This window comes from Indioceanicola profundi (genome assembly GCF_003568845.1).
Classification (GTDB): domain Bacteria; phylum Pseudomonadota; class Alphaproteobacteria; order Azospirillales; family Azospirillaceae; genus Indioceanicola; species Indioceanicola profundi.
The window spans coordinates 789,176-802,102 of sequence record NZ_CP030127.1; the positions used below are offsets into that span (position 1 = coordinate 789,176).

The following is a 12,927-nucleotide window of genomic DNA, read 5'->3' on the forward strand; positions in this document are numbered from 1 at the left end:
GCAGCGGATTTCCCGACCAAGCCGGTGCAGATCGAAGGCTGGTCTTGCGCCTCTTATAAGAATCGTCTGATTTTTCTGAGGGTCTGATGAAAGCCCATCCGCATCACGGATCGTTCTGATCCCTTCGCTCTGGCGATATGATGCAGCGGAAGGCCGGCCAGGGGGAAGAGTCCCAGGCACTCGTCGGTCACGCTGCTTCACCGGTGGGCATGCTTTACGCCGCGGGTTAGGAACCTTCTCCCGACCGGCTCCAACTGAATCGAGCCGGCTCCTCTCAAAAGGCGACCAACACTCCCTCGCCCGGGCGAAGTGTATCGCTGGGTACCTGGTCGGCATGGTCCAGATGGGTCGAAAGCAGTATTCGCCCAGCGGATGCCGTCGGCGGCATCGGCCTCCCCTGCATGCAGAGATTGAGAGCTATCAGCAGGCGGCGGTCACCGTGTCTGCGCTCATAGGCCAGAACATCCGGCCCGGCCGCCACCTGATGATAGCTCCCGACCGACAGCGCCGGCTCCGCGCGGCGGGTCGCGATCAGGCGGCGGTAGAGATTGAGGATGGATGTCGGCTCCTCCGACATGGTCGCGACATTGCGCGCTTTGAAGTCGGCGCTCAGCGGCAACCAGGGTTCGCCGGCGGTGAAGCCGGCGCCAGGGCCGCCGTCCCATTGCATGGGCGTGCGCTCCGGATCGCGGTTGAAGCCCAGTCCGGGCTCGTTCTTCTCCCACGGGTCCTGCACGCGTTCCGGCGGGATGGGGACAGCGGGCATGCCAAGCTCATCGCCATAGTAAAGCGTGGGCGTGCCGCGTAACGTCAGCAACAGCATGGCGGCAACCCGCGCCTGCGGCTCCCCGACACGCGCCGCGATGCGGGGCCGATCGTGATTTCCCAGCACCCAGTTGGGCCAGCCGCCCTGCGGCAGAGCCTGTTCATATTCCTCTATCAGGGTCGTCAGCGCGTCGGCACGCCAGGGGGCCTGAAGAAGCTGGAAATTGAAGGGCAGATGCGCGCCCTCGAGATTTTCCCCGTAGTAGGCCATCAGCCGCTCCAGCGGCAGATAAAGCTCGCCGATCAGCACCCGCTCCGGGTACTCGTCCAGAACAGACCGCATCTCCCTGACCACTTCCTGCACTTCCGGCTGGTCTGCCGAATAGACCTGCAGAAGGCGGTCGATCTCCGGCTGGCCGGGTTGATAGCCGGGGTTGGGCGGGTTGTCGCGGAACTGCGCGTCCTTGATCAGATGCCAGATCACATCCACTCGGAACCCGTCCACGCCGCGCTCCAACCAGAAGCGCAGGGTGTCGTACATGGCGGCCCGGACCTCCAGGTTCCGCCAGTTCAGGTCCGGCTGTTCCTTCAAGAAGGCGTGATAGTAGTACTGACCGGTCGCCTCGTCCCATTGCCAGGCGCTGCCGCCGAAGTTGCTTATCCAGTTGTTCGGTGGGCCGCCATCCGGCTTGGCGTCGCGCCAGATATACCAGTCGCGCTTGGGATTAGTCCGGGATGACCGGCTTTCCAGGAACCATGGATGCTGGTCGGACGTGTGATTGGGAACGAAGTCGAGGATGACCCGGAGGTTCCGCCCATGCGCCGCTTCAAGCAGCCGGTCGAAATCCGACAGGGTTCCGAACATCGGGTGGATGCCGCAGTAATCGGCCACGTCATAGCCGAAATCGGCCATGGGAGAGGGATAGATCGGGGAAACCCAGATCGCGTCCACGCCTAGATTCTGCAGATAATCCAGACGCCGGGTGATGCCGTTCAGGTCCCCTACCCCGTCCCCGTTCGTATCCTGAAAGGACCGGGGATAAATCTGGTAGACGATGCCGTGCTGCCACCAGAGATCACCCATGACCTAGTCTCTCCATCATTCTCCGCGGGACACCTCCCCAACTGCGGGAACGCGAAGCGGTTCCTGATGTCGTACGGCGGCCGGAAAGGGAGCGGCAGGCTGGATGGCTCTGCCCACACGGGGAGGCCCAAAAAGAAAAGGACCGCCAACCGGCGGCCCTGAGTTTAGGGAGGATCGCCCCGCAAGGGGCGCTGCACGAACAAAGGTAATCCCGTGCCTCAGTCCGGGCAATGCGCCCGCCCGTCATATCGCCTCGATAGGAGAGCAGAAATTGTGCAGCTCGCGTCCATATTGTGCAGCGCCAAGCCCGCAGAAGCGTATTCATCAGCCGAAACGATGTGGACGCGAAACAAATACCGCATCCACGCGCCGCCACGGACAGAAATGTGCCTGCTCATGAGGCATCTGCATATGGGGTTCCCAGACAGGCCATGGCTCTGCCCATTTCCGCGGCAGCAGGTAATCGACATTCGCGTCCGTCACGCTGCCCCCCGATCTCTGTTGACGGGTGGACGCCTCTTTACCAGCCGGAGAGATGAGATGACGGACCGCCGTGACCCGGACCAGATCCACCAGAATGTGAACAGCAAGAACCAGGACCCCAACCGTAAGGCCGACCCGCAGAAGGACAAGGATCAGGTCGGCCATGTCGGCGCCGACCGTCCTGTCGGCCCGCTCGGTTCCGAGAGCAATCCGAATACGACGGCAACCTGACACCAGCGACACACGCAGCTATTTTCGCACAGCGAAACATCGTTCCGCGCCCGTTGACGCATACCAACGGGCGCGGTAGGGTCGGCCTTGCCTTGAAGCAGCACCATCGAGAGAGCTGCACCGGCAGGGAGGAAGTGCATGGCCCTGGATGCCGAAACGTTGCGCCAACTGGTGGAGACTGTAGACCGGTTCGCCCGCGAACGGCTGATTCCGGCGGAACATCAGGTCGCCGAAACCGACGCAATCCCCGACGACATTGTGGCCGAGATGCGCGAGATGGGCCTGTTCGGCATGTCGGTGCCGGAGGCCTATGGGGGCCTTGGGCTCCGCATGTCGGAGGAGGTGCAGGTCGTTTTCGCCCTTTGCCAAGCATCGCCGGCCTTCCGTTCCCTCATCGGGACCAATAACGGCATCGGCTCCCAAGGCATCGTCATGGACGGGACGGAGGAGCAGAAGAGGCGTTGGCTGCCTCGGCTGGCGGCTGGCGAGATCATCGCCTCGTTCGCACTGACGGAGCCGGAAGCCGGGTCGGATGCCGCCAGCCTGCGCGCCAGCGCCCGCCGGGACGGCAATTGCTATGTCTTAAATGGTACGAAGCGCTTCATCACCAACGCCCCGCGCGCTGGCCTGTTCACTGTGATGGCCCGTACCGACCCGTCGGTGGCTGGCGCCGGCGGCATCTCCGCCTTCCTGGTGGAGGCGGGCACGCCCGGACTTCATATGGGATTGCCCGACCGCAAGATGGGCCAGAAGGGCGCCCTGACCGCCGACATCATATTCGAGGACTGCCGCGTGCCGGCCGATGCCCTGCTGGGCGGGGTGGAAGGCCAGGGGTTCCGGACCGCGATGAAGGTGCTGGACCGTGGCCGTTTACATATTGCCGCCGTCTGCGTCGGGATCGCGGAGCGCCTGATCCGGGACAGTGTCTGTTATGCCCTGGAACGGCGGCAGTTCGGCAAGCCCATCGCGGAATTCCAGCTTGTCCAGGCCATGCTGGCCGACAGCCGGATGGAGGCCTATGCCGCACGCTGCATGGTCATGGATGCTGCGGGCAAGCTGGATGCCGGCCAGCCGATTTCCACGGAAGCGGCCTGCTGCAAGCTGTTCGCCAGCGAAATGGTGGGACGCGTGGCGGACCGGGCCGTGCAGGTCCATGGAGGAGCCGGCTACATCGCCGATTACGGCATCGAACGCTTCTACCGCGATGTGCGTCTGTTCCGGCTCTACGAAGGCACCAGCCAGATCCAGCAGATCGTCATCGCCCGCAACATGCTGCGCGACGCTGTCTAACCAGGAGATCCGAATGTGACCGAGGTTTTCATCTGCGACGCCGTCCGCACGCCCATCGGCCGGTACGGCGGCGCCCTCTCCTCCATCCGGGCGGACGACCTCGGCGCGGTGCCACTGAGGGCGCTGATGGCCCGCCACCCGGGGCTGGACTGGGAGGCTGTGGACGAGGTGGTGTTCGGCTGCGCCAATCAGTCCGGCGAGGACAATCGGAATGTCGCCCGCATGGCCCTGTTGCTGGCGGGACTGCCCCAGGCGGTGCCGGGCAGCACCATCAACCGGCTCTGCGGCTCGGGCATGGACGCAATCGCCATTGCCGCCCGTTCCATCCGGGCCGGCGAGGCGGATCTGGTCATCGCCGGCGGCGTAGAGAGCATGAGCCGGGCGCCTTATGTGGTCGCCAAGGCGGACAGCGCCTTCTCCCGCTCTGTGACCATGGAGGATACGACCATCGGCTGGCGGTTCGTCAATCCGCTGATGGAGAGAACCTACGGCATCGACAGCATGCCGGAGACAGCGGAGAACGTGGCCGCCGAGTTCGGCGTCTCCCGCGCTGATCAGGATGCGTTCGCCTACCGCTCCCAGATGCGGGCCGCCGCGGCGACCAAGGCCGGGCGGTTTGTAGAGGAGATCGTACCGGTGCCGGTTCCCGGACGGAAAGGAGCCGTGACGGAGGTAGCGGCCGATGAACATCCTCGCCCGGACACCTCGCCAGACAGCCTTGCAAGGCTGCCGACGCCCTTCCGCGCCGGTGGAACGGTCACGGCGGGCAATGCGTCGGGTGTGAATGACGGCGCCTGCGCCCTGATCGTCGCCAGCGCAGCGGCGGTGGAGCGCCATCGGCTGGTCCCGCGGGCCCGCGTCGTGGGTGCGGCCACCGCAGGCGTACCTCCCCGCATCATGGGCATCGGCCCGGTGCCGGCAACCCGCAAGCTGCTGACCAGAACCGGTCTCTCCATCCGCGATATGGACGTGATCGAACTGAATGAGGCTTTCGCGGCCCAGGCACTCGCCTGCCTGCGTGAACTGGGACTGCCGGACGACGCCCCGCAAGTGAACCCCAATGGCGGCGCTATCGCGCTGGGCCATCCGCTGGGGATGAGCGGGGCGCGGCTGGTAACTACGGCGGTTTATGAGCTGCAACGCCGGGATGCGCGCTTCGCCTTGTGCACCATGTGCATCGGCGTCGGCCAGGGAATCGCCATGGTGATCGAGCGGGTGTGAACCGCTGAACGGAAACCGCCCGTCACGCCAAAGGCGGACGGGCGGAAGTCGGGATTGTGAACGGTCAGGCGGCGCGGACGTTGGCCAGGAACTTCGCCACCTCGGTTCGCAGCCCCTCCGCGTTCCGGGCCAGTTCGTCCGACGCACCAAGCACCTGCTCCGCCGCAGCGCCCGTCTCGGCCGCGGCTTGGTTCACGCCCACGATGTTGCCGGAGACGTCGTGCGTACCGCGCGCCGCCTGCTGGACATTGGCGGCGATGTCCTGGGTAGCGGCCCCCTGCTCCTCCACGGCGGCGGCAATGCCGGACGCGATCTCGCTGATTCGGGTTACGGTGGAGCCGATCCCCTCCACCGCGCGCTGCGCACCGCCGGTAGCGGCCTGGATTTCCGCCACCTTCGCCTGGATCTCCTCCGTGGCCTTTGCGGTCTGGTTGGCCAGGGCCTTTACCTCGGAGGCAACGACGGCGAAGCCCTTGCCGGCTTCGCCAGCACGGGCCGCCTCGATGGTGGCGTTGAGCGCCAGCAGGTTCGTCTGGCCGGCGATGCTCTGGATCAGGTCCACCACGTTGCCGATCTCCGCTGCGGCCCGGACCAGCCCTTCGATGGTCTCTGCCGTGCGGCCGGACTCCAGGACCGCTTCGCCGGCAATGTTGCTGGACTGCGCCACCTGTCGGGCGATCTCCTGGATGGAGGCGGACAGCTCCTCCGTCGCACCGGCCACGGTGTTGACGTTGGCGCTCGCCTGTTCCGCCGCTGCGGCCACGGCCGTGGACTGGGCGCTGGCCTGCTGCGCGGTGGCCGACATGGCGGAGGCGGCGGAACGCATTTCCGTGGCAGCAGACGCAACGCTCTCCACAACGCCCTTAACCGAGGCTTCGAACTCGTTGGCCATGCGCAGCTGCGCCTCGCGCTGTTCGCGCCGCGACCGCTCCTCGGCCTCCTTGGCGGCGGCCTCCATCTCGCGGTTCTTGATCATGTTCTGCTTGAAGACCAGCACCGACTGCGCCATCGCGCCGACCTCGTCGCCGCGGCCGGTCGCCGGCACTTTCGTCGAGAGATCACCGTCAGCCAATTGGCGCATAGCCCCAGTCAGACCCTGGATCGGCCGGGTCACGGAGCGCGAAACCAGCAGCAGCACGACAAAGAGGACCACGCCAATTGCGGCGAGCGCCCCCAGGACCGTGCGGCGGGCTTCAATGCTTTCGGAAAGAATATCTTCCAGCATCGCCGTTTTGGCAGCGGAGGCATTCTGAACGAAGCTCTCCACCCCCTCGATCACCTTGGTCCGGGTCGGATCAATGCTGGATGTGCGCACCTCAGAGATCTTGACGCCGAAATCGCCCAGCGTTCTGCACAGGGCGACATAGTTCGTCAGCGCCTCCGTCGCCGCCGCAGCCGAATCCGCCATGACCGGCGACTGCGCCAGCTCGTTGAGGATGCTGAAGGCTTCGTCGCTGGATTTCGCAATCCGCTCCAGAACCTTGGGATTTCCCTCGGTCAGGTAGCGCAGGATGGCGCCTCGGGCGTCGTTGTAGAGTTCGGTTACGCGGGCGGCCTTCGGTCCGGCTCCGGCGGGCGCAGCCTGCTCGGACGCCGCCTCCGACAGGTGCCGCAGCTTTTCGGCCACCTTGGGGCCAATCCCGAAGAACTGGTTCTGCCTGACGTCGAGCCGTTCCACCGTCAGGCTGGTCACCTCCGCCAGCGCCTTCCGGTGTTCCTCCCAGACCTGCGCAACCTGCTTCAGACGATCCCGGTGTTCGGCATCGGTGGTCTCGATGATCTGCTTCAGGATCTGCGCCGTCCGCGCCGCCTCGGCCGCCGTGGCTTCGCCCGCCTTCGCGGCATCGTCCGGATTCGCCGTCATGTACATGTCGCGCAACAGCGTGGCGCTCTGCCGGACGGCCGCCTTGGCCTCGTTCGCTAGGTCCGCCGCCTGCGTCGCTTCCTGCACTTCGCCCGCACTCTCGATGGTGTGAGCCAGGTTCGTGTTCGTAATCGCACCCAGACCCGCCATCATGACGACGGTGAGGATGGAGCTTCCCAGAAGCCGAGCGGTGATCGAAGTGTTGAGCAAACGTCGCATAAGTCGTCCCGTTCTTGTGATCCGCCGACATGGAACAGACGCGCCTTTGGCTAATCCGGCCGACGATTCATCCGACTACGCCTTATGCGCAGTTAAAATAGGGTTACAATTTTTACTTAATCGCGGGTTGATACCGTTCATCCGGCACTTGTTTGCCGACCGATCCCATTGAGCTTTAATTCATATGTCAATGGCTTGCCGTCCAGGCCTCATCAGTCCGCGCCGAGCCGGATGTAGGCCGGGGGCAGCGATGATAGGAAATCCATGAAGGTATCGCCTTGGATCGCGATGTGGGCCATCATCGCCGCCCGTGCGCCCGGACCGTCGCCGGACCGGATAGCTTCCAGAATGGCTCCATGTTCAGCCCAGGAGCGTTGCGTCCGCCCGCGGTGGCGGAGTTGGAGACGCCGGTACGGCGCCACCCGGTTGCGGAGACTGCGGGTTGTCTCCTCAAGGAACCGGTTTCGGCTGGCGGCATAAAGCGCCTCGTGGAAGCGCCGGTTCTCGGCGTAATACCCATCGGGATCGCCGGCTGCCGCCAGGGCTCCGCACCGCTCATGCACCTGTTCCAGTTCGGCCAGCTCCTCCGCGGTGATCCGTCGGGCCGCCAACTCGACGCACAGCCCTTCCAGGGACGCCATCACCTCAAACATCTCCAGTATATCCTGGACCGTCGGGCTCGCCACAATGGCCCCTTGCCGCGGCCGGATTTCCACCAGCCCGGCGGAAGCGAGCTGCATCAAGGCCTCCCGCACCGGTGTCCGGCTGACATTGTAGCGCTGGGCCAGCAGTGGTTCCTCAAGCCGGAAACCGGGGGGATACTCGCCGGAGATGATGGCCTGCTCGATCCGGTCCCGAAGCTGATCGGTCCGGTTCCCCCTCGCCTCTCCCTGCCGGGAGGCCTTGCTGCCGTCATAAGTCATGGGGGCCCACGAAATATACGTGGAAGTTGAGCCTTCGCGCATGCGCAAATAAATGCTGCCATGCACAATGACCGAATGTGCATGCACAATGTACATTCTTGCATACATACAGACAAGCGCGTATAAGCTCTCTTGAAGAGACCGCAATGTTTCCACCACAAAAGATAAAATGCCAGGGAGGCACCCATGAAGACGATGCTGAAAGGGCTCTGCACGATTGGATTTCTGCTGGCCGGCGCTGCCATGCCGGTCCAGGCGGAAACCTGGAAGGCTTCGCACCAGTGGCCGCAGGGCACCGGCGATTTCCGCGCTGAAATGGTCGAAATGATCGCGAATGAGGTGAATGCCGCCAACGTCGGTCTGGAGATCAAGATCTTCCCCGGCGCCGCGCTGGTGAAGCCTCGGGAACAGTGGAACGCCGTCACGCGGGGCCAGATCGAGATGACCCTGTTCCCGCTGGACTACGCCTCCGGCAAGTTCCCGCAATTCAGCGCCACGCTGATGCCGGGCCTGGTCAAGAACCATGAGCATGCGAAGCGGCTGTCCAAGTCGCCCTTCATGGACAAGATCAAGGCGATCATCGAAGAGAACGGCGCCATGGTGCTGGCCGATGGCTGGCTGGCCGGCGGCTTCGCCTCCAAGAAGAACTGCATCCTAGCGCCCGAGGACATCAAGGGTCAGGTGACCCGCGCCGCCGGACCGATGTTCGAGAAGATGCTGGTCGGGGCGGGCGCCTCGATCTCCTCCATGCCGTCGTCGGAAATCTACACCGGCATGCAGACCGGCGTTCTGGACGCCGCCAACACCTCTTCGGAGAGCTTCACCTCCTACCGCCTGTATGAGCAGGTCACCTGCATGACCCCGCCGGGCGAGCATGCCCTGTGGTTCATGTACGAGCCGATCATCGTCAACAAGCGCGCCTTCGACAGCCTGGACGACAAGCAGAAGAAGGCGGTGCTGGATGCCGCCAAGAAGGCGGAGGATTTCGGCTTCGAGCGGGCTGCCGCGGCCGACACCGCGATGGTCGAGACCTTCCAGAAGGCGGGCGTCAAGATCGTCTACATGACCGCGGATCAGGCCAAGGCCTGGCGCGAAATCGCTACCATGACCTCCTATAAGGACTTCGAAGCCTCCGTGCCCAATGGCAAGGAGCTGATCGACGCGGCGCTGGCCGTCGAATAATCGCAGCGTGCGGCCGGCACAGGCCGGCTGCGGAATCGGCAGGGTGGTGCGGGCGCGGCGGTGCCGCGTCCGCATCGTCAAAGAAGGGTGCCGCATGGACAGTTTCATCAAGGGAGTCGCCGCCGTTTCCAGGGCGCTGGGAGTGGTTGCCGCCCTTCTGATCGCCGTCTCGGTGCTCGTCGTCTGTCATATGGTCTTCGTGCGCTACGTGCTTGGGCACACGACGATCTGGCAGACCGAGTTCGTGACCTACGCCATCATCGCCGCCACGCTCATAGGCAGCCCCTATGTGCTGCTGAAACGGGGCCATGTGAATGTGGACCTGGTTCCGCTGTGGGCGTCGCTGAAGCTGCGCTGGTGGCTCCACGTGCTGTCCAGCATCATCACCATTGTCTTCGTGGGCTACATCGCCTTCGTGGGCGCGGAGTTGTGGTGGGAGTCGTGGCACCTGAACTGGCATTCGGACACGGTATGGCGCGTCCCGCTGTGGATTCCCTATGCCGCTCTGCCGATCGGCATGGCCATCCTCACGCTACAGGCCATAGCGGATCTGCTGTCCATGCTGACCGGCCGGACAAAGCCGTTCGGCCTGCCCGACGCGGTGGGTTTCGAAGCTGCGAACGAACTCGGCGTGGTGGCGGACCACGCACATGATGTGCCGCTGACCGCCGCGGCGGCATCGCCAGCCGCCCTCCATACCGACAACCATGGCCCGCGCAGGGAGGCCGGACGATGAGTGCGCTGACCATTGGCCTGGGAGTCCTTGGCCTCACCGTGATGATGCTGGCCAGCGGGGCGCCTGTGGCCTTCGCACTCGGCCTCACCGCCATCGTGGCGTTGATCCTGTTCGAAGGGCCGGGCAGCCTGATCGGCATCGGCGAGGTGTTCTTCGCCGGGCTGGAAGACTTCACCCTGGTCTCCATCCCCATGTTCGTGCTGATGGGCGCGGCGGTCGCCTGCTCCCGCGCCGGTTCGGACCTGTACGAGGCGCTGGACCGCTGGCTCTATCGGGTGCCGGGCGGGCTGGTGATCTCCAACCTCGGCGCCTGCGCCACCTTCGCAGCCCTCACGGGGTCGAGCCCGGCCACCTGCGCCGCCATCGGCAAGATGGGCATCCCTGAGATGCGGCGCCGGGGATATCCGGATGAGATCGCCTGCGGTTCCATTGCCGCCGGCGGCACGCTCGGCATCCTGATCCCGCCCAGCCTGACCTTCATCCTGTACGGCATCGCGACCGAGACCTCCATCGGGCGGCTGTTCCTGGCCGGCGTGGTGCCGGGCATTCTGCTTACCACCATCTTCATGGCATGGACTTGGTTCGCTGTGCGCCGGTCCGGGTTCCAGAGCCATGCGCCCGGCTTCCGCTATACGATGGCGGAAAAGTTCCGGGCTCTGCCCAAGGTGCTGCCCTTCCTCGCCATCGTCGTCGCGGTGATGGTGGCGCTCTATGGCGGCATCGCCACCCCGTCGGAGGCGGCAGGAGTCGGCGCCTTCTTCTGCGTCGTGCTGGCCGTTCTCTTCTACAGGCTCTGGCGGGCCGAGGATCTGTGGCGGATCTTCGGCGACACGACCAAGGAGTCGGTGATGATTCTGATGATCATCGGCGCCTCCGTCCTGTTCGGCTACATGCTGACCTCGCTGTTCATCACCCAGTCCCTGGCGAACTGGATCGCCGGGCTGGACGTGAACCGCTGGGTGCTGATGGGGATGATCAACGTTTTCCTGCTGGTCGCCGGGTGTTTCCTGCCGCCGGCCGCCATCATTCTGATGACCGCCCCGATCCTGCTGCCCATCATCACCGCGGCCGGGTTCGATCCCGTCTGGTTTGGCGTGATCCTGACCATCAATATGGAGATCGGGCTGATCACGCCGCCGGTGGGGCTGAACCTCTACGTCATCAACGGCATCGCGCCGGAGGTGCCGTTGAAGCGTGTTCTTTGGGGGGCGATGCCCTATGTGCTTTGCATGGTCGTCGCGATCCTTATCCTGTCGGTATTCCCCGGCCTCGTCACCTGGCTTCCCGATCTGGTGATGGGCCCGGCAATCTGACACCCTTGCATCAAGGAGGGCGCGATGAGCGAGTTCTGGACCAGCGGACTCATCGACCTGTCGCTGCAGCGGCTGACATCGCTGTGGCGGGACGTATCTGACCGGTCAGGCGGAGGCCAGTCGCTGAAGCTGCGCGGCCCCGACCTGGAGGGCGGCGACATGGAGGTGGTCCGCCGCCACATGCACACCTGCCTGGAGGGGCGCGGCGGCGAGGTGTCCGCCCGCGCCCGCGCGGCTGTGCTGGGCCAGTCCTACCTGCGCCTGTCGCCCGTGGGCCGCACCCGCTTCCTGAGCCTGCTGGCCAGCGAGTTCGGTCCCAACCATGAGGAGGTGCTGGCCTCGTCCGCCGCCCTGGCCGCCGCGGGCACCGATGCGAGCGCCGTCCATGCGGCGGAGCGCCGTCTTCGCAAGGCGCTGAACGCCCCCCGTGTGCGCCTGCTCACCCAGCTCAACAGCCTGCCGGAGGGGGTGAAGTTCCTGGTCGATCTGCGGCGCGACCTGCTGGGCGTGATGGACAAGGACCCGGCCTTGAAGGCGCTGGACGACGATCTGCGCCACCTTCTGACCGCTTGGTTCGACGTCGGCTTCCTGGAGATGCGCACCATCACCTGGGACAGCCCGGCCTCCCTGCTGGAAAAGCTGGTGGCCTATGAGGCGGTGCATGCGGTGCGGTCCTGGTCCGACCTGAAGAACCGGCTGGACAGCGACCGGCGCATCTACGCCTTCTTCCATCCGCGCATGCCGACGGAGCCGTTGATCTTCGTCCAGGTCGCCTTCACCCAGGGGCTGGCCGGCAATGTGCAGAACCTGCTGGACGAGACCGCGCCCGTGCTGGATCCGGCCAAGGCGGACACGGCGATCTTCTATTCCATCTCCAACACCCAGGACGGGTTGCGCGGGATCAGCTTCGGCAATTTCCTGATCAAGCGTGTGGTGGAGGATCTGACGTCCACCGTGCCGCACATCCGCACCTTCTCCACCCTGTCCCCCATTCCCGGTTTCCGGCGCTGGCTGGGGCAGGCCGGCGCGAAGACGCTGGATCGGGTCCTGGGCAACGAGGCGGACGAGGATGCCGTGTCGGCGGCGGACATCCTGGAAGCGTTGGACCGGCCGGACTGGTTCCTGGATGAGGAGCAGGCGGAACGGCTGCGCCGCCCCTTGCTCCAGCTCTGCGCCCACTACCTGCTGAAGGCTGGGGATGACAAGCGCCAGCCGGACCCGGTGGCCCGCTTCCATCTCGGCAACGGCGCCCGGGTGGAGCGGCTGAACTGGCTGGGCGACACCTCGCCCAAGGGATTGACCCAGTCCGCCGGGCTGATGGTCAACTATCTCTACGACCTGCGGGAGATCGAGGACAACCACGAGCGCTTTGCAGAGGGCACCGTCGTGGCCGCCAGCGGCGTCACCTCCCTGCTCGACCGGAGGTCCAGCGGGCGACTGCGCCGGCGGCTGGGCCTTCGCCAGGGCCGGAAATCCCAGCCGGAAGCGGCGGAGCCCGTCCGTCCGGCCCTACCCGCCCCGGCCAAGGACCAGGCCGAAGCGGCGGAGCCGGAGAGTGATGCTCCCTCCACCCCCGCCAGGAACTCGGCCGCACCGGCCGATGCTGAATAAGGACC

The 12,927-nt window shown here is 65.2% G+C and carries 10 protein-coding genes; 7 read left to right on the forward strand and 3 right to left on the reverse strand.

Features of this window, described 5'->3' with window-relative positions:
- Positions 1-274: 274 nt before the first annotated feature.
- Positions 275-1,849, reverse strand: coding sequence for an alpha-amylase family glycosyl hydrolase (locus tag DOL89_RS19690; protein ID WP_119681055.1), 1,575 nt, complete (start codon positions 1,847-1,849; stop codon positions 275-277).
- 540 nt (positions 1,850-2,389) lie between these two features.
- Here DOL89_RS19690 and DOL89_RS25065 point away from each other — a divergent pair.
- From DOL89_RS25065 to pcaF, 3 genes are all read left to right on the forward strand, one after another.
- Positions 2,390-2,563: a hypothetical protein gene (locus tag DOL89_RS25065; protein ID WP_162937702.1), complete on the forward strand. Its 174-nt coding sequence runs from the start codon at positions 2,390-2,392 to the stop codon at positions 2,561-2,563.
- Positions 2,564-2,701: 138 nt separating this feature from the next.
- Positions 2,702-3,853, forward strand: a complete 1,152-nt coding sequence (locus DOL89_RS19695; RefSeq protein WP_119681056.1) for an acyl-CoA dehydrogenase family protein — start codon at positions 2,702-2,704, stop codon at positions 3,851-3,853.
- 15 nt (positions 3,854-3,868) lie between these two features.
- Entirely contained in the window at positions 3,869-5,074 is a 1,206-nt protein-coding gene (gene pcaF, locus DOL89_RS19700) for a 3-oxoadipyl-CoA thiolase (RefSeq protein ID WP_119681057.1), read from the forward strand.
- 64 nt (positions 5,075-5,138) lie between these two features.
- On the opposite strand, the gene DOL89_RS19705 is transcribed toward pcaF, so the two are convergent.
- Entirely contained in the window at positions 5,139-7,157 is a 2,019-nt protein-coding gene (locus DOL89_RS19705; protein ID WP_162937703.1) for a methyl-accepting chemotaxis protein, read from the reverse strand.
- Positions 7,158-7,369: 212 nt separating this feature from the next.
- Positions 7,370-8,080, reverse strand: a complete 711-nt coding sequence (locus tag DOL89_RS19710; protein ID WP_119681059.1) for a GntR family transcriptional regulator — start codon at positions 8,078-8,080, stop codon at positions 7,370-7,372.
- 243 nt (positions 8,081-8,323) lie between these two features.
- Here DOL89_RS19710 and dctP point away from each other — a divergent pair, with 243 nt between their 5' ends.
- From dctP to DOL89_RS19730, 4 genes are all read left to right on the forward strand, one after another.
- Positions 8,324-9,262, forward strand: a complete 939-nt coding sequence (dctP, locus tag DOL89_RS19715) for a TRAP transporter substrate-binding protein DctP (protein ID WP_404813514.1) — start codon at positions 8,324-8,326, stop codon at positions 9,260-9,262.
- Positions 9,263-9,356: 94 nt separating this feature from the next.
- Entirely contained in the window at positions 9,357-9,998 is a 642-nt protein-coding gene (locus tag DOL89_RS19720) for a TRAP transporter small permease subunit (protein ID WP_119681061.1), read from the forward strand.
- Positions 9,995-11,311, forward strand: coding sequence for a TRAP transporter large permease (locus DOL89_RS19725; RefSeq protein WP_119681062.1), 1,317 nt, complete (start codon positions 9,995-9,997; stop codon positions 11,309-11,311). The genes DOL89_RS19720 and DOL89_RS19725 overlap by 4 nt, the downstream gene beginning before the upstream one ends.
- Before the next feature lie 24 nt (positions 11,312-11,335).
- Entirely contained in the window at positions 11,336-12,922 is a 1,587-nt protein-coding gene (locus tag DOL89_RS19730; RefSeq protein ID WP_225889994.1) for a malonyl-CoA decarboxylase, read from the forward strand.
- Positions 12,923-12,927 lie beyond the last annotated feature (5 nt).